The organism is Mycoplasma zalophi (assembly GCF_025486335.1).
Lineage (GTDB): Bacteria > Bacillota_I > Bacilli_A > Mycoplasmatales > Metamycoplasmataceae > Metamycoplasma > Metamycoplasma zalophi.
Map to the genome: position 1 here is coordinate 230663 of NZ_JAOOPZ010000002.1, position 23977 is coordinate 254639.

Annotated in this window: 15 protein-coding genes; 3 read left to right on the top strand and 12 right to left on the bottom strand. The window is 25.7% G+C overall.

The window, feature by feature from the left end; all coding sequences use genetic code 4:
- Positions 1–36: 36 nt before the first annotated feature.
- The 12 genes from mip (N8G13_RS02100) to lysS all read right to left on the bottom strand — a co-directional run bounded on the left by mip (N8G13_RS02100) (position 37) and on the right by lysS (position 19925).
- Positions 37–2649 carry an Ig-specific serine endopeptidase MIP gene (gene mip, locus N8G13_RS02100; protein WP_262289278.1) on the bottom strand — a complete coding sequence of 871 codons (2613 nt, stop codon included), beginning with the start codon at positions 2647–2649 and terminating at the stop codon, positions 37–39.
- 9 nt (positions 2650–2658) lie between these two features.
- Positions 2659–4983, bottom strand: coding sequence for a putative immunoglobulin-blocking virulence protein (locus tag N8G13_RS02105; protein WP_262289279.1), 2325 nt, complete (start codon positions 4981–4983; stop codon positions 2659–2661).
- Positions 4984–5010: 27 nt separating this feature from the next.
- Positions 5011–6387 (bottom strand): MSC_0618 family F1-like ATPase beta subunit, encoded by a 1377-nt coding sequence (locus N8G13_RS02110; protein ID WP_262289280.1) that lies wholly within the window; start codon positions 6385–6387, stop codon positions 5011–5013.
- Positions 6387–7925 carry an MSC_0619 family F1-like ATPase alpha subunit gene (locus N8G13_RS02115; protein ID WP_262289281.1) on the bottom strand — a complete coding sequence of 513 codons (1539 nt, stop codon included), beginning with the start codon at positions 7923–7925 and terminating at the stop codon, positions 6387–6389. The genes N8G13_RS02110 and N8G13_RS02115 overlap by 1 nt, the downstream gene beginning before the upstream one ends.
- A 9-nt stretch (positions 7926–7934) precedes the next feature.
- Positions 7935–10034: an MSC_0620 family F1-like ATPase-associated subunit gene (locus N8G13_RS02120; RefSeq protein WP_262289282.1), complete on the bottom strand. Its 2100-nt coding sequence runs from the start codon at positions 10032–10034 to the stop codon at positions 7935–7937.
- The gene (locus N8G13_RS02125) at positions 10027–10509 is read right to left on the bottom strand and encodes an MSC_0621 family F1-like ATPase epsilon subunit (protein ID WP_262289283.1); all 483 of its coding nucleotides are present in this window, start codon (positions 10507–10509) and stop codon (positions 10027–10029) included. The genes N8G13_RS02120 and N8G13_RS02125 overlap by 8 nt, the downstream gene beginning before the upstream one ends.
- Positions 10509–11411, bottom strand: a complete 903-nt coding sequence (locus N8G13_RS02130) for an MSC_0622 family F1-like ATPase gamma subunit (RefSeq protein WP_262289284.1) — start codon at positions 11409–11411, stop codon at positions 10509–10511. Before N8G13_RS02130 ends, N8G13_RS02125 begins: the two co-directional genes overlap by 1 nt.
- A gap of 2 nt (positions 11412–11413) precedes the next feature.
- Entirely contained in the window at positions 11414–11917 is a 504-nt protein-coding gene (locus N8G13_RS02135; protein WP_262289285.1) for a DUF2714 domain-containing protein, read from the bottom strand.
- Complete coding sequence (locus N8G13_RS02140; protein ID WP_262289286.1) at positions 11898–13382, bottom strand: MSC_0624 family F1-like ATPase-associated membrane protein; 1485 nt, start codon at positions 13380–13382, stop codon at positions 11898–11900. Before N8G13_RS02140 ends, N8G13_RS02135 begins: the two co-directional genes overlap by 20 nt.
- Before the next feature lie 8 nt (positions 13383–13390).
- Positions 13391–15982: an Ig-specific serine endopeptidase MIP gene (gene mip, locus N8G13_RS02145; RefSeq protein ID WP_262289287.1), complete on the bottom strand. Its 2592-nt coding sequence runs from the start codon at positions 15980–15982 to the stop codon at positions 13391–13393.
- A gap of 11 nt (positions 15983–15993) precedes the next feature.
- On the bottom strand, positions 15994–18315 hold the full coding sequence (locus N8G13_RS02150; protein ID WP_262289288.1) for a putative immunoglobulin-blocking virulence protein: 2322 nt from the start codon (positions 18313–18315) through the stop codon (positions 15994–15996).
- Between the two features lie 140 nt (positions 18316–18455).
- On the bottom strand, positions 18456–19925 hold the full coding sequence (gene lysS, locus N8G13_RS02155; protein ID WP_262289289.1) for a lysine--tRNA ligase: 1470 nt from the start codon (positions 19923–19925) through the stop codon (positions 18456–18458).
- A 143-nt stretch (positions 19926–20068) separates the two neighbouring features.
- Here lysS and N8G13_RS02160 point away from each other — a divergent pair, with 143 nt between their 5' ends.
- From N8G13_RS02160 to N8G13_RS02170, 3 genes are read left to right on the top strand one after another with little or no spacing between them, the layout of a single operon-like run.
- The gene (locus tag N8G13_RS02160; RefSeq protein ID WP_391510159.1) at positions 20069–21685 is read left to right on the top strand and encodes an ABC-F family ATP-binding cassette domain-containing protein; all 1617 of its coding nucleotides are present in this window, start codon (positions 20069–20071) and stop codon (positions 21683–21685) included.
- Entirely contained in the window at positions 21685–22851 is a 1167-nt protein-coding gene (locus N8G13_RS02165) for an SLAC1 family transporter (RefSeq protein WP_262289290.1), read from the top strand. Before N8G13_RS02160 ends, N8G13_RS02165 begins: the two co-directional genes overlap by 1 nt.
- Entirely contained in the window at positions 22832–23962 is a 1131-nt protein-coding gene (locus N8G13_RS02170) for a hypothetical protein (RefSeq protein WP_262289291.1), read from the top strand. Before N8G13_RS02165 ends, N8G13_RS02170 begins: the two co-directional genes overlap by 20 nt.
- Positions 23963–23977 lie beyond the last annotated feature (15 nt).

A 23977-nucleotide genomic window follows, 5' to 3' on the forward strand; every position in this document is an offset into this window, starting at 1 on the left:
AAAAATGAAAATGGAAACTCTTCCATTTTCATTAGTCTATCTTGTATTTGTAAATTTAAATTCTTCTGGGATATTATTATCATCAAATCCATGTTGAAATAATCATGTATTGTTTAATTTATTAGCATCATGAAGAACCTTTAAAGCTTGACGATATGATGTTTTTTGATCTTTTCCACCACCATAAATTAAATCATATTGTGGTAGATTATATGTACCAAAAGCACCTTCATAATTAAATCCTTCAGATCTTAAAGCGATTACAAAGTCTGTTTTAGCCGCTGGAATGATGGTTGAATGTAATCCAACTATTTTATAATCTTGATTTCTAACACTTGATCCAGATGATCCACCCACTGCCACATAATGCCTTAACATATATTGAAGACCTGTGTTTAAATATTGCTTTAAGTGGCCGTTATCATATGTTTCATATAATTTACCACCTCTTATAGGTGAAACTATAAATGCATCATTTATACCTGGTTTATCAACAAATGAACGAAGACCTATTTGATAAGATAATCAATTTCCTCTTTTTAATCTTTCTTCATCAATATTTAAAGGACCATCTTCTCCATTAGTTTGTGCATAATAAAAACGATAATCTGAGTTTGTTCATAAACTATGATAGGATTGCTTAGTTTCAAATTCTTGATAATCTTCATATCTCCTTAAAAAGAAATCTTCATTTGAAACAGGGTATCCTAATGCAAATAATTCATCAACTTGCTTACTAGTTTCATTTTTATATTTTATTAATGGATAATCAATTTTTTCATAATTTTTTAAATAAGATTCAGAAATAAAATGTGATTTCTTCTTATCATCTAAATGATAATAATCATTCGTAACATCTTTAGCTAATTCTTGTGCATTATTATTTCATTGCACTGGTTGAAAATTTGCTGTTTGAAAAACTCCTTGTACATTTCCGTCATTTATTAAACCGTTAAAATCGACTTCAATAACAGCAAAATCAGCCATTTCTTCAATATTTTCATATTTAGATTTTAAATTACTTGCAAGAAAATCTTTAGGAGATGAAGTTAAATAATCAAGCGCATCGTAAACTTTAATTACATTGTTTTGTATATTACTACCTGAGAATAAAAATGATTTATAGTGTGTATCAAAACCTGTAATCCTCAATTTTGAATTAAGTCCAACATCTTTATTCAATCTTGTTAATGAAAAACCTAGGAATGTAGGATTTGACATTAATTTTGCAACGTGTGAATTAGTTGCAAAAAATCATTTAGTAGGATAAGATTGACCTTCGGGAATTTCGTAGTCAATTATTCATAAAGTACCGCTAGCGCTTTGAAAATTTCTTCCCGCTTGAGCATCTTTTTTAAATTGTTCAATTTTCTTTTTATATTCAGAAATAATAAATTCAAGAGTATAACCTTGTACTTTTTTAATTTCTTCATCTAGTTTAGCAATTTTAGCTTTATATTGATTTTCCAATGATTCTAAATCATGACGTTCTTTTGTTTGTTTTTTAGTTGATTCATATTCTAATTTTGCTGATTCTTTTTCAAAATTAATATCTTTAATAAGATTATCTTTATAATTTTGTAATTTTTCTGGGTATTTATCTCAACTTTCAACTTCTTTAATTCCTCGTTGATAAGCCGCTATTTGTTCTTTAAATTCTTCTTTATATGAAAAATTACCTATAAATGTTTGTAATGCAATGTCGCGATAAGTTTCATTTGTTAACATTCTTGCAAGACCAATTGATCTATTAGGATCTCTATCCTCAAGAAAATCAATTTTTGAAAATAATTCAGGCGATGATGAAGGGCCAAATGAAAGTCCATCCACTTTTCCATTAGCATCATAAACCGGTAAAGTAAATCCTTTATATGCACTATTTTCATATGTATCTAAACCAATTCTAGCTGCTATATCATTAAATTGTTTTGCGTGATTTTGGTCATATTTTAAATCACTTCTAACAACGTCAACACCTCTATTTTGAAATTGACCTTTTAAACCTCGCATGTATTCTGCATTATCTTTTTCAAATCTTTGTTTTTGATTTAAAGCATGATACTTTTCAATTTCATTTTGTTCTATTTTAACATTTGTATGTAAAGTACCATCATCAGAAACTCCAAATTGAGTAGTTTTAAATCCTGTTAATGGATATTGCTTATGAATAATATTTGAAGTTTGTTTTGATTTAATTTCAAATACAAAAGTTAAATTACCTGTTGCATTTGCATTGTCGTCTAATTTAACGTCTAATAATTTTGATTCAACTTCTGAATTAAAATTTGGTTTTAATTGAACATTTAAAAGGTCATCTTTTTGACGACTAATTGTTTCAGGGGTATAATCTTTTTTTGTTCCCCTTGTAAAACTAAGGTTAAATAATTCATCAAATGATTTTGCTGCTATTTTTCTTAATTCTTGTGGAACTAATGCAGTGTTATTTGTTGTACTAGTGTTTGTATCTGTTGAATTTTGATTTTGATTATTTTTATCTACTTGTTTATTATCTTTATTATTTTTATCAGTTTTTTTTGAATTTTCTTGTGTCTGAGTTTGTGGATTTGCACAACTAATCGCAACTAAAGGACTTAAAATTCCCAAAGTTACAAAAACAGTTAAAAAGTATTTTAAATTATTTTTTTTCATATTAACATCCTATGAAATTTCGTAACCATTATCAAATTCAACACTAAATCCAGCTGACTGTAATTTTGATTTTAGTGAATCATTACCAGGATCTAAAACTACTGTACCTGAAAATGAAGAATTACCATTATGTGCATATCTTTTAAATGTAACTAAGTTACTAATTGCTTCTGGACTTAAATCCTTATCTTTTATTCTAAATTTAGTTGTAGTTCTTCCATTACTAAATAGTATTTTTGGTTTTTCCATTGGTGAACCTGTGTCAATATTTTCTAATCCTGCTCCAATTAAGTCGTAATTAGAAATTTCAAATTCAGCTTTATTGTTGTAGAAAGTAACTTGTTTTACTTTTCTTGGTCTATTCGATGGTTTTATAATATCTCTAAATTCTAAACCTTTTAAAGTTTTTATTTTTGGAATTCTACTAAAGTCTAATAAAGTTGGATAAAAGTTATTTCCTTCATTGTGGTCAGGACTTAATCCGGGACCAAATGAACCTTGGAAAATAGGTTCATTATTTCTTGCAAAATATGCCATTCTTAAACCTAGATTAATACGTTTTCAGTGATCTTGATCATTTTCTAAATAATCTTCTTGATCGAATGCTAAAGTATTAAAGGTTATTCTTGTAGCAATATCTTGATTGCGTCCATAATCAGCACTTACATTGTAATCATTTGTATTTACTCATGCTGTATTTCTTAATGCAAATGGATTAATTGATCATTCATCTTGAAGTGAATTTCCAAGAGTATATAGAGATAATTCTTTAATACGTTTATTTTCAAGGGCAATTAATGAACTTGTATTTGTTGCTTGAGCTGAGAAAAATAATTCTAATTGTGGTATATCATCAGGAAGAGCTCTTAAAATTGGTTTAAATGCTTGAGCAGATGAGTTTTTTCCCATATTTTTAATTCTATAAGAAACTACATTTGCTTTTTGATCTTTTAGTTTATTAATTAAATCAAGGGTTTTTTTGTATCCTGCTTCATTTGCAGCATCAATTTCAATAACATAACCTTCGTTAATTTGACCTGGTTCATTGGTTGGTTTTTCTCTTTCCATATGCAATGCTTTGATTCCATCTCCAGATTGAATTATTCCTTTGAAAATTTCATCATTATTTGCATTCCGTTTTTTTCAACCAGGATATTCACCATTAGCTATAGCATCAGGGCTTCTTGTGTAGTAAGAATCATAACTAAACACTCTTCTAGTTGAATTATCTCTTGTTAAACGACTTGTAACTGAATTAAATCTATCAGGTTGACCATATGAATGTGAATCTAAACTACCATCTGCATTTATATATGCATTACGAGGATCTAAAACATATCCTTCTTTTAGTTGTTTTTCAGCATTTGAAGATAGTTTAGTAAATTTAGTTCAATCTAGATTTGTATACAATCAAATATATCTATGATCTCTTGAATTAAATTTCATATCTGGATATTTAACTTTTGCATCTTCTTTTAAGAAATTTGACACATTTGGTGAATCAAATAATCTTTCAAATTTATAAAAAGTACGTACTCAGAAATCTCTATTTTGGTTTAATCAAGAATCTAATTTATCAGGTTCTTCAGCTAAAACTTGATTTGCCATACCAGTCATATCTTGATATCATTTTGAAGCTAATCCAAGTGTTTCACCTTTACCTATAACGTCATTAACAACTTTATCTCTTAATTCTTGGGTAACAACTATACTTTTTAATTTGTCAGTACTGTCATTTATATAAGGAACTCTATTTGTAATTTGATTATCTCTGTCATATGTTGCAATATTTCTTGGTTTTGCTCTTTCAATAGTAGCAGACACCTCTACACCAGATACAATTGCTTTATCTGTTAATTCAGGTTTTGGTTTTTCTGGCTTAGATTGAGGTTTAGGTTCCGGTTTAGGGGGTTCGGGAATCGGATCTGGTTTAGGAATTTCAGGTTCTGGAACCGGTTGAGGTTTTGGCTCTTCTGGCTTAGGTTCAGGAATTGGCTCGGGTTTTGGCTTTTCTGGCTTAGGTTTTTCTGGTTCGGGTTTTGGTGGTTCAGGAATTTTTTCTACAACAGGTGGAATTTCAGGTGCTGGTGGTGGTGTAGGGTCAGGAATTTTCTTCAAATTAGAATCAGAATTAGAAGGAACTGTGTTATTAAGATCAACATTATTTCCTTCAACAAAATTATTTTTTGCATTATTATGAGCATTATAATACAAGGTTTGTTTATGATTTTTGTTTGTAAAATAAATTGCAAAAGAAGCAGCCATTGAAGCTGCAAAAATTGAACTTATAGTGACTAATAATATTTTTTGTTTTTTTGTTTTTAGAAACTTCATAGTCACCTCCTTTGTTGATTGCTTTTATTATAACCCAAGTTCTTTATCCGTTGGAATTTCTAATGCACTTCCAATGTATGCAAAAATTTCTGGACTTTGTTTTATATATTCACCATTTAAAATTTTTCAAACACTTTCTACTGTGTCTTGTATTTTTACAAATTGTCCTGGTTGTTTAGTAAAATGTTCTGTCATGAAAAAGTATTGTGTGAAAAAGTTTTCAAGTTGCATTGCTTTTTTAACAATAATTTTGTTTTCTTCATCTAGTTCATCAAATCCTAAAATTAAAATAACATCTTCAAGATCTTTATAAGCTTTTAGAATTTTTTTAGTTTCTAAAATTGCTTCTAAATGTCTTTTACCAATAATATTTTCATTTACTGAATTTGAATAGCTTTTTAATGGGTCAAAAGCAGGGAAAATATTTTTTGCTGTTTGTGCTCTTGATAAAACTAATGTTGCATCAAGGTGGTTAAATACAGCAACTGCTGATGGATCATTTAAATCATCCATTGGTAAGAACATTGTTTGGAATGATGTTATTGAACCATTTGCATTTTTATACATTCTATTTTCAATATTTGCTATATCACTTTCAAGTGTAGATTGGTAACCTCCAACTGATGGTTTTTTTCCTAATGTTGAAGATACCTCATTTTCAGCTTGTATAAAACGATAAATATTATCAATAAATAATAAAACATTTTCTTTTTGTGTATCTCTTAGGTATTCGGCTGCTGTTATTCCAATTGGAACAATTGACATTCTAGCTCCAGGAGATTCATTCATTTTTGAAATAAACATAATTGAATCTTTTAGTAAGTTTGATCCTTTTAATTCTTGGTATAATTCAATACCTTCTCTTGAACGTTCTCCAGAACCTATAAAAATATTAGATGTTTTTGTTTGTTGTGAGTTAACATTGAAAATTAATTCTTTCATTAAAACTGTTTTTCCAACTCCAGCTCCTCCGAAAATTCCAATTTTGTAACCTTTTATAATTGGAATAAAGAAATCAATTGCTTTAATTCCGGTCTCAACAATTTCTTTTTTATTATCTAAGGTTTTTTCATGATTAATAGTTGAATCCATTTCAACATAATCAATTGATTTTTTTGTTTCTAGTAAAGGTTTTCCTTCAAAAGTATAAATATTATTTTTTGAATTATTACCAACTGGAACCATAAAACTTTTTTGAGTATTAAATACTTCATCATTAATTGAAATTGGTTTAAATGAATAAATTACAATTGCTCTAACTGTTTCAAAGTCTAAAATTCTTTTAACAAGTAAATAAGTTTTTCCATCATGAAGTGTCAAAATATTATTAATTTTTGGTAAATTATCAGATGAAAATTTAATTTCTAGCACATCTGAATTAAATTTAACGATTTGTCCATTCATTATTTATCTCCTAATATTGATGCAATTTGTTCTAAATAATCTTTATCAAATTCAATAAATTTATTATCAATTTTGACATTTCAACCTAATGATAGAAATTCAGAATATTGTTTTAGAGCAAAAGCAAAGTAATTTTTTGTTAATTTATCATCATATTTTTCATTATTTAAAATAGCGTTGTATAGTTTTTTAGCTTCTTCATCTGTTTCTATTAATATATCAATGAATTTCATTGCTTTAACATCATCTTTAATTTCACTAAATAGTCCTCAAGCAATAATTTTCGAAGTTAATAAAATTAATTTTTCAGAATAAATGCTAAATCCTCTTTGGAAAAACATTTTTTCAATCATTTTTCCTCTGTAAATAAGTTGTGAAGTTTCTTGAGTAAAATCATAATCTAATGATGCTAATTTCAATTGACGACGATATTTACGGTAAAGTTTATTAATTTCAGATGCAACTTTTGTTATTTTTATATTTTGAACACTTGAACCTGTTCTTGATACTGATAAATCTATATTAATTGCTGGTAATTTTCCTGCATTAAACATGTCAGTACTTGTAACAATTTGACCATCTGTAATTGATATTACGTTTGATGAAATTAATGAAGTAATATCTCCGTCTATTGTTTGTAAAATAGGTAATGCTGTAATAGTTTTTGAATTATTGAAGTTACCTGCTCTTTCTAAAAGTTGTGAATGAGCAAAGAAGATATCTCCTGGCATTGCTTCTTTTCCAACTGGACTTTCTGAAAGCAATGCAATTTCTCTAAAGATATTTGCATGTTTTGTTAAGTCATCAAAAACAATTAAAACGTCATTTTCAGCTGATAAGTTTTCAGCATGTGCCATACCAACATACGGTGCTAAATATTGATCATATACTGATGATGAATCTGCTTCAATTATTATTGTATTTTTCAATGCGTTGTGTTGTTTTAAAATTGAATAAACAGTTGAAATGTTGTCACGTTTTTGCCCTATTGCTACATAAATACACTTAACATTTTTATTAGCTTGATTAATAATTGCACTTAAAGCAATGTGAGTTTTTCCTGTTTGACGATCTCCAATAATTAATTGTCTTTGACCTTTTCCAATTGGAATTAATAAATCTATTACATTGATTCCTGTATATAATTGTTCATTTAGCGTTTTAACACTCATTAAGTCATGAGCTAATTTAAAAATTGGACTTGATTTTTGTTTTTCATCAAAATTTGGTTTAATTTTAAATTCTGGATTAATAATGTTTCCAGCTATATCGATGATTTTACCAAAGTAATTTTTATCAGTATAAACATTGAAGTTTGTATCAATTAATTCAATTTCATCACCAATTTTTAAACTTGAAGATTTGTCACTTGACAATAATAAAGCTTTGTTTTTAGAACCATTTATTAGGATTAAATTTACATCAGGGTGATTTGTAGATTTAAACATTTGTTTTTGTTTGTATTCAAATTCACCTGATACTTCAACTATATAATCAAAAATGGCAGTTATTTTTGGGTTTTTGTCTGTGTTTTTCATAATTTTTCCTTATATTATTAGTAATACTATAGATGTAATAATTAAAATAGTTGTAAATGTAAAGAATAAAATATTTGTTAATAAAATCTTTTTATTTTTAAGTGTTTTTCTGAAAATTGTCATCAATGTAGCATTTGTTATAAATACTATAAAACTAATTGCAAGAATAATGCTTGATATCATTGTTTTTTTGGTTGCTAAACTTGTTTCTTGCTCAAGTACTATATTTTTTGCTACTTCAATTGCTTCAATAAATTTTTGTTTATTTTCTTCTGTTACTTCATTGATTGTAACAATATCACGAAATTTTTTAAAATTACCATTTATTTTTGCAATTAAATTTGTGTAATTATCAAATCAACTAATTTTATTTATTGTTTTTGAATTTGAAATACCTACTAATCTAAAAATATCTTTTTCAAGAGCTTTCATTATTTTATCGATTATATGAAAGTCTTGATTTGCTGTTTGATAATTTTTTAAAATAATTTCCTTGTTAAATCTAAAAAATTCTGTTTGGTAAATATCTAAAACTCTTTCATAGGTTTTTGCAATTGTATATCAAGGGTTGTAACCATTAAATTTCATTGCAGATGTTATATCTAAGAACAATGAATCAATGTATGTAGATGAATCACTTAAAATAGAAGATTCATTGTTTTCAAAATTATTATTATTTACTACATTTTGTATAAATTGTTCTTGTTCGTTAACGTAGTTATTAGAATGTATTAACTTAGTAAAGGCATCAACTAAAGAAAATACATTTGAAATTAAGTTTTCTTGTCCTAAATTTTCATATTGTAATTTATTATCTAAATCCAGTGCAGTATAGAATTTAGTCATTAATTTTTGAACTGAATTAATTTGATTAAAATACAATTTTTGGTGATTTTTGTATGTTTGTGAATTATTAATTGTAAAAGTTTGTTTATAAACTCTTTCTACACTAGGATTATTTACATCTCTAATTGAAATTGTTGCAATGTTTTCTTTGTTATTTTGCGCAATAGAATTTACTTTATACTCATAACGAATATTAATTGGATTATTAAAGAAAAATATTTCTTCAGTATTTTCTTGTAATTTTGCTTGCAATTGTCCAAATGATAGATTTGTAAATTCTGCTTTTATTTGTGGATTTAATGCAGGAATTGCCTCAATTATAGTATCAACAGATTCAGGCTCAACTGGTTCACCTGGAATTAGTGGTGTAGGTAATTCAGGTGGTTTATTTTGTTGTTGCTGTTGTTCTTGTTGTTCTCTAAATTGTTGGTTTTTTTGTAAATCATATTCCAAGAATCTTGGTTTTATTTTGTCAATAAAGTAATTATCTCAACTGTCATAATCTTTTGGGTTTGTAACAAAGAAACCATTAACTGTTGCATTATTTGCTTGAATATCTTTATTTTCTAAAGCAATTTTATCATCTAAGTATAATACATCATCACCATTAAATACTATTGCTTTAATTTGTTCTAATAAGTCCTTGCTATATGCATTTATTGTTTCTTCGTATTCTTTGTCTTCAACATAGTTTAATTCTTCAGATTCTTTTACAGAAGCTTCTTTACCTAATGCGCGGTCATATTTAGTTTGTTCATCTCCTCCAAAACCAAATACAATGTTATTGAATTTTTTATCATTTAATGTTACAGAACCTACTGCATGATTTTTTTCTCGTGATAATACGTGAGGAAAAGTGATGTAAAAACCATATTTATCGGGATTAGACATAATATCATCTTTATGTTTTTCAAAAAAATCATTTAATTTTGCAAAATAAATTTGTTTAGATAATTTTTCTTTATATTCAGTTTCTGTATCACTTTCTAGTTTTAAAAGCTCATCTTTTAGAAACCCTTGAACAATTTTAATTGCTTGATCTAGCATTTGTTTTTGTACACCTTCTCACATCTGTTTAAATGTTGAAAAATTGTCACTAATTTTTTTAGGTTTTTCTGTTTCTACAGGTGTATTGGGTGAATTAGAATTACTTGCAGAATCTGAAGAAGTGTTAGAATCGCCTGCTGCAGCAACTACACTAAATGGTAATGCTGCTACAGAAAGAGTTGATAATGATAATAAAATTTTTAATTTCTTATTCATTTATATCTCCTTCATAATTTACTAAATAAAAAAGTTGTTTTAGTTTTAATTGATATTGTTTTGATTCTAGGGAATTTAATTTTATTAATTCTTCAAGCTCTAGTCCTAAATTTTTATAAGCTTCATAATATTTTATTTGGTGAGAAAGTTCTTTTAAATTAGCTTTATTTTCTTTTGAATTAAAGTTATTTTTATCAGAAACTAAAATATTAATGTTTGATAATGTGCTTATTTCAATTTTATTATTTCTTATAATGAAATCACTATTTGTTAAAAATACATAAAATATTTTGTTGTTAAAGTGATTTTGAATCTTGATTAAAATATCTTTATAACTAGCAAGAGCATCGTTATCAAGAGAACTTCATTGATCTTCTTGATTTAAATTTATAAATAAGGTTGCTTTTTTAAAGTGAATTGTGTTTGTAGAAAGTGAAGAAATAGAAATTTCAAATGATTTAAAGTTTTCTTTCATTAGTTATCACTTCTTTCTTTAGATTTTGTAAAATACATAACAATATCTTCAATTTCTTTTTCTCTTTTTGCCTTAATTATATGCTTATTCATCTTGTCAATTTCTTCATCAAGTTGATTAATAATTTGATTTGATGTAATTAAATTATTTTTAGCATTGAAAAAGTTAGATTCAATAATAAGTGATTGTAATGCATTTTCTAAAAAGATATTTACTTCATTTTCAACAAAAATTGTTAAATCAGGATAAATTTTAAATTTCTTAATATCACTTTCTAAAAACATACTTTCTTTATTTATAAGTTTATTAATGTCAAATTTTTCAAGTGGAAGCAATGTAAATTCTTGTTTTTTGTTTTTATTAGTATTTATTACCACTTGTACTGAAGAATATTTATTATCTAAATACAAATGTTTTACGATGTAACTTAATTTAAATGCCAGCTTGTCATTCTTATCTTCTTCTGAAAAACTTTTTATTACATTTAATTCATTGTCATGGGCAAATTCATTAGCTCTTTCACCTATTACAATAAAATCATTTTGAGAATTTTTTATTTTACTTAAAATTAGTTTTTCATATCTTGTATATGAATCTGTTTCATGTTTTTGGGGTTCAGTTAAATAGATTCATAATTTTTTTTCTTTGTTAAAGATTTTTGACAATTTATTATTTTTGTTTGCAAAAATTAATGGTTTTGAAGTTATAAATGAATTTTTTATATTATATTCATTTTTAAGAGCCATTAATGTATCTTTATTAAATAAAGCTTTACTTACATAAAATTGCATTTTTTTATTTAATTTTAAAATATCAATTAGCAAAATATTTTTTTTGTTGTTAACGTCTTTATAAATTCTTTCGAGATTTTTTTTACGTTGTTTTTCTTTTTCTAAATACATTTTTAAAGTCTTTCAACAACTTTTTCACTAAATAAAAGTTTTAAATTACTTGTTTCTTTTGATTTAAAAATTGCTAATTCTGGAAATATTTCAACAATAAAATTCTTTTCAATTAATTTTGTTAATTCATCATTAAATAAAGTTAAGAAATTATTTAATGTATTGTCTTCAGCACTCATGAAATTAATTGTTCTGTGTGCTGATTGTTCTTCGTTAATTAATAAAGGACTTAAAACATCACTGCTAAATTTTAAGTTTATATTAAATGAAATAATAAAATTTTTAAATAACATATCTCATTTATTTTCTAATGCGATTTTGTATTTTTCAACAAATTCTTTATATATATTTGATTCAAAACCTAAACCCATTTTGATTAAAATTTCAGCAGATAGTTGTTCAAAAGAAATAAATTCTTCATTTTTAATTATTTCTTTATAATCCTTGAATAAGTCAATATTTTTTTTATTTTGAACTGGTTCTTTTTTATTTATTTTTAATTTCATGAGATACCTCCACATTTTTTGGCGAATATTTAGCTATTTTTCCAAATTCAACTCAGAATTTAATTGATTTTAAAATTAATACTAAAACACTAAATGCAAGTAAAATAAGTGTAAATATTTCATCTAGTGCCATATTAGCTGAAATGTAATTAAAATTATTATTGTTGTAACTTTGCATAATTACATTGATTACATTTATAAAAATTATGATATTAATTAAAACAAAATAACCATAGTTGATAATTAAATTGTTTTTAGTTGAATTGTAAGAGTTTTTAAAATGATTAATTGCAAAAGTAATAATTACTAATATTAAAGTTGCAAATAAGATAATGTTAGTAATTAATTTATTTTCAATTAAAAATGTTTCCAATCAATAAATTGCTCAAAAACTGATTTGTAATACTCAAAAGTATACTGAATTTATTAAATTACTATTTGTATTCATTTTTTTAGTAAATGTAATAACTAAGTAAAAAATGAATAATGTAACTGGAATTATTAATAGTAATAAATATAAATAATTTGGTGCAATTGTACTTGAATCAACATAACTAGATGGTGTTTTAACTTTTGAAAAAGTTGTTATTATTCAGAAATTTAAAGCAACAAATAATCCAAAAATTAATGTTAAATTATTTTTTAAAAGAATATATGCTTGTTTTTGATTAAATAATATTCAAAAAACATTTATAAAACTAAATAGTAAAGAGAATGAAATAAATAATATAAATGCAACTACTATAAGTAAGTTTTGAATGCTTTTTATTGTAAATGTATCAGTTACAAAACTATAAAAACTATTATTTTCTACAAGTAAGTAAAACGTCTGTCTACTATTTGCACTAAATCTTCATGCCAACATTGAAGCAATTACAAAAGCAACTAAAAGAAATTTGAAGATTAAACTTATTAAAGTTCAACGAATATTTTTGTTTTGTTCTGGGTTAATTTTTTTGTTTACAAAGTGAATGTAAATTGCATAACTTCCATCAACTACATAAAGTGCAATTAAACTAAAACTTAAATATAGAATGTTTAAAGTATATTTTTCAAACACAAAAAATAATACAAATGAAGCTATTGACGCTGAAATATATAAAATAAATCAAGGTAAATATTTTTTTATTTTTTGTTTATTAAACGAAAGATCTAAATAGGTTTTTATAAGCGGGTAAAAGAATAATATTGCTAAAAATAAAAATCTAATTAAAACAAGTAAGTTACTTTGTGCTAATAATTCATGTTTAAAATCAAAAAAGAAAGCAATTGAATTATTAGGTAGTATTTTAGATGCAAAAATTGTTTTTTCTGCAAAAATGAAGATTAAAAGCGCACCCACAAATAGAAAAAGTTCTACAAACCTTTTTAAGATTTTATTTTTTTGAAATGTAAAACTTAACATTTTTAGAGATTTTTTGATTTTAATATTATCTTCTGTATATGTCATATTTTTTTGTTTCATAATATCTATTATCTGTCCTTAAATTTAAATTCTTCTGGGATATTATCTTTAGTAAAACCATTTTTGAATATTCAAGTATTAGATAGCCTATTAGCGCTTGCTAACTTTTCTAATGCTTGTCTATATGATGTTTTTTGATCTTTTCCGCCACCATAGATTAAATCGTATTGTGGTAAATTGTAATTTCCAAATGCTGTTTTATAATCATATCCTTCAGATCTAAGAGCAACAACAAAATCAGTTTTTGCAGCAGGGATAATTGTTGAATGATATCCTACGATTTTATAATCTTGATTTCTAACACTTGAACCTGATGAACCACCAATTGGTACATAATGTCTTAACATATATTGAAGACCTGTATTTAGATATTGTTTTAATTGTTTATTTTCATCATATGTTGAATACAATTCATTTCCTCTAATTGGTGAAATTAAGAATGCATCATTTAATCCAGGTTTATCAGTAAAAGTACGTAACCCTATTTGATATGATAATCAGTTTCCTTTTTTAAGTCTTTCTTCTTCAATATTTGAAGGTCCATCTTCTCCATTAGTTTGTGCATAATAGAAACGATAATCAGAGTTTGTTCATAAACTGTTATATGATTCTCTTGATTCATATTGTTTATAATCTTCATATTTCCTTAAGAAGAAATCTTCTTTAGATGAAGGATAACCTAACGCAAATAATTCATCTACTTTTTTACTTGGATCTTTTAAAATTGGAAAATCAATTTTTGAATAGTCTTTTAAATATGAAGTAGATAAGAAACTTGTTTTTTTGTTATCCGGTAAAGCAAAATAATCATTAGTTACTTCTTTTGCTAATTGATATGGATCATTACTTTTTGGTAATTGTTTACCAAATTCAGCTAGTTTGTAAATTGATTGTGTAATTGATGAATCTTCAACTAAAGATTTAAAATCAACTTCAATAACAGCAAAATCAGCCATTTCTTCAATGCCATTATATTTAGTTTTTAACTCACTTGTTAAAAATTGACTTGGTGAAGAATTTAAGTAGTCAAGTGCATCATATACTTTTGTTACATGTTTTGATATATTTTCACCATTAAATTGGAATGTTTTAAAAAGTGATTCAAAGCCTGATGTTTTTAACTTAGTATTAATTCCTACACTTGGATCTAATCTAGTTAATGAAAATCCTTGGAATGTTGGGCTTGACATTAGTTTTGCAACGTGTGAATTGGTTGCAAAAAATCATTTTGTAGGATATTCTCCATTTTTTGGAATTTCATAGTCAAGTATTGATAAAGTTCCTGATCCACCACGGAATTTTGCATCTGATGCAGCATCTGCTTTATATTTTTCAATTTGATTTTCATGCTGTTTTATAATTGTTTGTTTTGTATAAGCATCGATTTTTTTGATTTCATCATCAAATTCTTTATTTCTTTTTACATATTCAGCTTCTAATGATTGAATATCATGAGGTTCTTGTGTTTTTTCTTTTCTTGATTCATAGTCATATTTATATATTTTTCTATTTTGCTCAACTATTTCTTTTAATTGATCTTTATATTTTTTTAATTCAGGACCACTTTCATCTCAAGATTCAACTACTTGTTTAGAATTTTCAGCTTTTTTAATTTCTTCAACGAAACCATCTCTATATGAAAAAGTTCCTATAAATGTTTGTAGTGCAATATCTTTATATGTTTGATTTGGTAGCATTCTAGCTAGTCCAATTGATTGAAAAGGGTTTCTTCCTAAAAAATCAACATCAGAAAATACTTCTGGATTAGACATTCCGGTAAATGAAAGCCCTTCAATTGTTCCATCGTTATTATAAACAGGTAATGTTAAACCTTTATAAGCGTTATTTTCATATGTATCTAAACCAATTGTTTTTGCAATTTCATTGAATTTTTTAGCTTGTTCTGCGTTATATTTTAAATCTTTTCTAACTTCTGAAACACCTTGATTTTGATATTGTCTTTTTAGACCTTCCATGTATTTTTCATTATCTTTTTCAAATCTTTGTTTTTGATCTAATGAATTATATTTTTGCAATTCATCTAGACTCTGAATTGAAGGATTATATTGAATTGTTCCATCATCTGAAGTACCCATAAAAGTTGTTTTAAATCCTGAAAGTGGGTAGGTTTTAATTGTTTGTGCATTTGAAGATTTTGATTTAATTTCTATTACTAGACTTAATCTACCAGTTGCATTAGCATTATTTTCTAAAACTACATCTAATAATCTAATAGAAATTTGAGATTCAAAAGCAGATTTAGGTTGAACTTCTAAAACTTCTTGAGTTCTATTTTTTGCAGTTTCTGGTGTTATATCAGTTTTTTGACGATTATTTAAAAAGTTTAAAGTAAATAATTCATCAAATGATTTATTAGCTATTGTTTTTAATTCTTGTGGAACTTCTGTTTGTTGTGAATTTGTTCCATTTGAATTATTTGTATTAGCATTATTATTTTCAGTTGTAGGATTATTTTTGTTTGTATCTGAATTAGTATTATCTTTTTTAACTGGTTCTGCACAACTTATAGCAACAAGTGGTGTTATTGTTGATAAAGTAGCTATTATTGATAATAAATATTTAAATTTTGTTTTTTTCATATTACTCCTTTTTATGAAATTTCATAATTGTGTTCATATTCAACTTTAAATCCTGCTGATTCTAATTTTAATTTTAATGTTTCATTTCCAGGGTTTATTACTACAGTTCCTGAAAATGATGGGTTTTCATTTTGAACATATTTTTTGAATTTAACCAAATTACTAATTGCTTGTGAAGTTAAATCATTTTCTTTTATTCTAAATTTTGTAGTTAAAGATCCATTGCTAAATGCTATTTTTGGTACACCAGCTGGTGATGGTGTAATCATATTTTCAAGTCCAGCTTCAAAAAGATCTTTTTCAGAAATTTCATATGTATCTTTATTATTAAAGAATTTAACTTTTATGATTTTTCTTGGTTTATTTGATGGTTTATACTCATCTTTAAACACAAGACCACTTAAACTTCTTATTTGTGGTACTCTACTAAAATCTAACATTGTTGCATATGAGTTATTTCCTTCATCGTTATCAGGGTTTAGTCCCGGTCCAAATCCACCTTGGAAAATAGGTTCATTATTTCTTGTGTAATATGCCATTCTTAAACCTAAATTAATACGTTTTAAATGATCCTGATCATTTTCTAAATAATCTTCCTTATCAAATGCCAGTGTATTAAATGTTATTCTTGTAGCAATATCTTTATTACGTGCATAATCAAAGCTTACATTGTAATCATTTGTATTTACTCACGCAGTATTTCTTAAAGCAAATGGGTTAATTGATCACTCATCTTGAAGTGAGTTCCCTAATGTATATAATGATAATTCTTTAATATGTTTATCTTCAAGCGCGATTAATGAGCTTGTATTTGTAGCTTGCGCTGAGAAAAATAGTTCAACTTGAAGAATATTATCAGGTAATGCTTTTAAAATTGGTTTAAATGCTTGGGCTGATGAATTTTTACCCATATTTTTGATTCTATAAGAAACAATATTTGCATTATTTGCTTTTAATTTATTAATTAATTCAATAGTTTTGTTGTATCCAGCTTCATTTGCAGCATCAATTTCAACAACATACCCTTCATTTATTTGGTCAGGATCATTTGTTTTTACATCTCTTGTCATATGTAAAGTTTTTATTCCATCACCAGATTTAATTAACCCTTCAAATATAGGATCATTATTCGATTCTCTTTTGGTTCAGCCTGGATAATTTCCATTTTCTACATCGTATGGACTTCTTCATCAGTATGAATTGTAGCTAAATACTCTCTTTGTTGAATTATCCCTTGACATACGACTGGTTACAGAGTTAAATCTATCTGGTTGAGCATATGAATATGAATCTAAACTTCCGTCTTCTTTAATATAAGCGTTGTCAGGATCTAATACGTAACCTTTTTTAAGTTCTGCTTCTGCATTTGAAGATAATTTAGTAAATTTAGTTCAATCTAAATTTGAATACAATCAAATATATCTATGATCCTTTGATCTAAAATGCATGCCAGGATATTGAGATTTTACTTCCTCTTTTAAAAAATTAATAACGTTATCAGAATCAAATAATCTTGATCATTTTTCAAATGCTTTACTATATACATTTCTATGATTATTAATATATAAATCAAATTCTTCTGGTTTTTGATTAAATGCTTCTAAAGCATCAGCAACTATATTTTTAAATCAAAATGATGCGAGCCCTTCTTTTGTACCTACTCCAATAGCTTTATTTATTGCTGCTGTTCTTAATTCATCAGTAACTGTTATACTATTTAATCTGTCTGTACTATCATTAACATATGGAACTCTGTTAACTATATTATTATCTATATCATAAGCTTGTTGTTTTCTTGGTGGTTTAAGAGTTATATCAGCTTCAACCTCTACTCCAGCAACAACAATTTTACTATTTGATTGTGGTTTTTTTGGTTTTGTTTCAGGCTTCGGCTTTGGTTCTTCAGGTTTTGGTGAGGGTTTTGGTTTAGGAGCCTCAGGAATTGGTTGTGGTTCAGGTTTAGGGGGTTCAGGAATTGGTTCGGGTTTCGGCTTTGGTTCTTCAGGTTTTGGCATAGGTTTTGGTTTTTCTGGTTCAGGTTCAGGTTCTGGAATTTTTTCAATAACAGGAGGAACCTCTGGTGCTGGAGGTGGAGTTTGTTCAACAATTTTCTTTAAATTAGAATCTGAATTTGAAGGAACTGTATTTGCTAAATCCACATTATTCCCATCAACAAAATTAGTTTTTGTTTTACCTTGTGAGTTATAATACAATACTTGTTTATGTGCTTTATTTGTTAAATAAATGGAAAAAGAAGCAGCAATTGATGCCACAAAAACAGAACTCATAGTGACAAACAAAATTTTTTGTTTTTTGGTTTTGAGAAACTTCATATTTCACCTCATGATTTATTAATTTTGAAAAATTATAGACCGTTTTTTTTTTTTTTTGAATAAAGTTAGTTTTTTGGTCAAAAAGTAGCATTTTTTAAACGTTTTTAAACAAAAAACAACAAAATGTTGTTTTTGAGTATTTATTTTTGTAGGTTTTTTAATTGTGGGAATAACAATACTTCTCTAATAGAATCGTTTTCAGTTAACAACATAACTAATCTATCAATCCCTATACCACATCCACCGGCTGGTGGCATTCCATATTCTAATGCTTCAACAAAATCTCAATCTATTTCATTTGCTTCTTCATTTCCTGATTCTTTTTCTGATAATTGGTTTTCAAAACGTTCCAATTGATCAATTGGATCTGTTAATTCAGTAAACATATTCGCGAATTCTTTTGTGTTAATGAATAATTCGGCCCTTAGAGTAAAGCGTGGATCTTCCGGTAATTTAGTTGCTAATGGTGAAATTTCAATTGGGTGACCTCATACAAATGTAGGTTCAATTAAATCCTTTTCAACATATAATTCAAATAATTCATTGATAACATGTCCTAATTTAAAATATTTTTCAACTTTAATTCCATGTTTTTTAGCTAATTCAATTGCTTGACCATCATTTAATTGTCTTACATCTTGTCCTATTTTTTCACTAACAGCATCAACCATATTAATTCTTTTAAATGGCCCTTTAAGTGAAATTTCTTTTCCACCAAATGTTACTTTTTCAATATTTAATTCATTACATAAATATTCAAATAATTGTTCACAACGAAGCATCATACCTTCCATATTAGAATAAGCTTCATAAAATTCTATTGATGTAAATTCGGGGTTATGGGTTGTGTCAACACCTTCATTTCTAAAAATACGTCCTATTTCATAAACTCTTTCTAATCCACCTACCAATAATTTTTTAAGTGGTAATTCAGTTGCAATACGTAAATAAAAATCACTTTGTAATGCATTATAGTGAGTAATAAAAGGTTTAGCAGCTGCTCCACCTAAAATAGGTTGTAAAACTGGTGTATCCACATCTAAATATCCGATGCTATCGAAAAATTTTCTTACCGCTGAAATAATTTTAGAACGTAAAATAAATGTATTTCTTGTTTCTTTGTTAACAATTAAGTCAACATATCTATGTCTATAACGTTCTTCTTGATCAACTAATCCATGGAATTTATCAGGTAAAACTTTTAGTGATTTGGTTAATAATTCAATTTTTTGAACTTTTATCATCAACTGTTCTGTATGAGTTTTTGAAACAACTCCTTCTGCAAAAATAATATCTCCTAAATCTAAATTTTTAAGCACTTCTTGTTGCAATTCATCAAGTGATTTTTTGTCAACATAAATTTGTATAGTATTATCACGGTCTTGAAGAACAAGAAAAGGTCCTCTCTTCGCTATTATTCTTCCATTTATTGAAATTATTTTATTTTGATTCTCCAATTCTTCACGTGAAAAATTATCAAATTCTGAAATAATTTGATCTGTTGTATGTGTAGCTGGAATTGATAATTCAAAAGCTCTTTTATTAATTTTTTCAAAATTTTGTATTTTTTCACGTCTTATAATTTCTTGTTCAGATAATTTTCTTGTCATTATTCTCCTTAAAATATGTAAATAAAATAATTAAATTAATTTTAATACAAAACATGCAAAATTTAACATTATTTTTTGAAAATAAGTAACAAAATTTTGCAATAATGTAAAATAATAATTAATATTGACTAAAAAAGGAGAAAATGATGCTAGAAGTACAAAATTTAAGTAAAGTTTTTAGTGATAAAAAGTTATTTCAAAATGTAAATTTAAAATTTTTAGAAGGTAATACATATGGAATAATTGGAGCGAATGGAGTTGGAAAATCAACATTTTTAAGAATAATAAGCGGACAAGAAGAACCAAGTAGTGGTGAAATAATTAAATCAAAAGGTTCAAGAATTTCAGTACTAAGTCAAGATCAAAATGCTTTTGATGAATTTAATGTAACAGATGTAGTTATCATGGGTAATGATGAACTATATAAAATACAAGTAGAAAAAAATGCTATTTATGAAAACCCTGAATCAAGCATAGAAGATTACGAAAAAGCTAGTCTTTTAGAAGAAAAATTTGGAGAAATGGGTGGTTGAACTGCAGAAAATGATGCACAAATACTTTTATCCGGTTTAGGAATAGATGAATCAAAATGAAATCTTCCAATGTCAAAATTAAAAGCCATTGAAAAAGTTAAAGTATTAATTGCGAAGGCACTATTTGGTAATCCTGATATTTTAATAATGGACGAACCTACAAACCACCTTGACTTAAAATCAATTAAATGACTTGAAAACTTTTTAATTGAATATCAATATATAGTTATAGTAGTTAGTCATGATAGTGATTTCTTAGACTCAATTTGTACTCATACAGTAGATATAGATTTTAATGAAGCTAGACTATTCACAGGTAATTATAGTTTTTGAAAACAATCAAGCCAATTAATTTTAGAAATGCAAAAACAAGCTAACTTAAAAAAAGAAGAACAAGCTGCTAAATTAAAAGAATTTATTGCTCGTTTTAGTGCAAATGCTTCAAAATCAAAACAAGCAACAAGTAGAAAAAAAGCTTTAGAAAAGATTGTGATTGATGAAATTAAACCTTCAAGTAGAAAATATCCTTTTATTCACTTTGATTTAAATAGAGCACCAGGGAAACAAATTTTAGAAGTTAACAATTTAACTTATATAAATGATAAAGGTGAAACTTTATTCAAAAATGTGTCATTTGTTTTAAAAAATGGTGAAAAAATGGCTTTAATTGGTGATGACGACATAGCCAAAACAAAATTTTTGGAAATTTTAATGGGTATTGAAAAACCAACTTCAGGAGAAGTTAATTGAGGTATTACAATAAAACCTAATTATTTTCCAAATAATAATGCAAAATATTTCCAAAATGATTTAAATATTATGGAATGAATTAGTCAATGACCACTTGAAAACTCTACACAAGAAACAAAAGATAACTCAGACCACAGAATGAGATCTTACTTAGGAAGAATGTTATTTAGTAATGATTCAGTATTTAAAAAAGTAAAAGTCACAAGTGGTGGTGAAAAAGCAAGATTGATGTTTAGTAAATTAATGCTAGAAGAATCTAATTTTTTAGTATTTGATCAGCCAACTGATCATCTTGACTCAGAAAGTATAGATTCATTAGTAGAAGCACTTGAAAAATATCAATCAGGTATAATTTTTACAACATATAACAGAGGACTTGTAAAGGCTGCTGCTAATGTTATTTTAGAAATTAAGTCTAATGAAAGTTTTTTATATTACGGAACATTAGATGAATACGAAGAAGAAATGGGATATTAATGGTTAAATCTTTTTTAAAAAATATTCCACTTTCTTTATCAGGAGTAATAGCAGGAACAATGGGCTTTGCAATGTTTATCGCTTCATTTATAGAACATTATGCAATAAAAAGTACACAAAATATTGCATTTTTTTTATTACATTTTAATTTATTTATAATAATGCTTTGCATAATTATTGCAAGTTTGTACTGTTTTTTATTAGTTGCAAAATATATCATTGATAAAAATCAATTTATAAAAGATATTAAAAATCCAAAAACTTCAGGTTCGGTTGCAATAATTTTTTTATCTATTTGCATAATTTTAAATGCTGTAGCGTGAATTATTAATCACTATACCAGTGATTATTCTTTAAGATCTAATTTACTAATTTTTCCTTCAATTTTGTTGATTTTTGTTGTTTGTTTGCAAATTATTTTTGTATTTATATTTTTAAAACACATTATTTTTAAAAAAGAAACAATATACAAAGAAGCATATGGAAGTTGATTTGTTGTTTTAATTGGTTTAACAATTAGTTCAGGTTATTCAAATAATTTTGGTGACCATATTAGTTTATATTTCTTTCAAATAGTGTGACTAATAGGTTTTGTTTTCTTTATTTTTGTGTTTCCTTGAGTATTGTATAAATTTTTATTTTTAGGTCATAAAGATGCGCAAGACATACCTTCAATGACTATAATTGCGGGCCCTGCAAATATTCTTATTGTTGGATTTTTTACTTCATTTGACCCAAAAAGAAACTCAATAATACACAATATAAATGAAAAAATAATGTTTTATGATACTTTAAATTTGACCGTTACTCCACTAAACAATGAAGCATTTTTTAATACTATTTCACCATTTTTAATAATAATTGCTGCATTTAGTTACATATTGTATTTTATAATTGGTTTTAAAGTTATAAGACTTACAAAATATAGTCAGTTTTGAGCACCATTAACCTTTCCAGGAATTGTTGTAGCTAGCGCTATTTTTAAAGTTAATCATTATTATTTTATTGAAAATTCACCTATTTATATAGTGTTAACAATTCTTATGCTTGCTATATTTACATCTGCAGCTTTAATAACACTTTGAGTGAATATAAAACATATTTTATTATTAAGTAAATTAATGAAAAAAATAAAGGTGGAGATATATGCAAAAAACATGGAGTAATTTTTTAGAAAATATACCAAAACCTTCTTTAAATTTAGCATTAAGATTTATGAGCATTATAACTTTTTTAGTACTTATAATTGAAAAATTTAGTTTAAATGCATCAGAAATGGCAAAACAAATTTTATTATACTTTAATCTTATAGTATTTAGTTTTGCAATAATTTTAAGTTTATTTTATGAGTGTTTAACTTTATTAAAATACAAAAAAATAACCCTTTTAAAAAGTGATTTAAAAGATAAAGAAAGCTCAATTTCAATTTACATGCTTTTTTTATTACTTACTATGCAAACAAACGCTTTTGCTTGAATAACAAATCATTTTTTTGAAAGTAATCAAAAAATAATTTTAAATGTTTTGTCGATAATTATTATTTGTATATTTTTTATGCAATGTATTTTTTTACTCAAATATTTTTTTATGTTTTGAATTAAACAAAAAAACAACAATCAACAAAACGGTTTTTCAGAATTAATTGTTATTTTTAGCGGTTTGAGTCTTTGTTCTACATATTCAATTAATTTAGGTGATTTTATTTCATTGTGATTTTTTCAAATAATATGGTTAATTTCATTTATTTTAACAATATTTTTATACTTATTTAAGGTGTATAAATTCATTTTTTTAAGTTATAAAAATGAAAAAAATATTATTCCAATTGCAGTTTTCACAAGACCTATAAATTTATTGTTTTTAGGATTTGTAATTAGTTTTAATCCAAACAGATTATTTTTTGTCAACAACATAAATAGTAATTTATTTATTATCGAAAATTTATCTTTAAAATTAACCTTACTAAATAATTTTGTTTTATATTCAACACTAATTTGAATTTTGATTAGCTTATCAATTTTTACATATGTTATTTGTTTTGGATTAAAATGAAAATACTCACAAAAAAATAAACAAGATAAAAAATATATTTGACTAACTTTACCTGGTTCAATTACATCAGCATTTATTTTAAGATTTAATGACTGAATATATATAAATAACTTTGTTTATTTTTTAATTACGGGATTTATGTTTGTTACTTATATACTTACTTTCATAGATACGATTAGATTAAATATAACAAATATACGAATATTAAAAAATGCTATAATTTAAATATTAAAAAGGAGA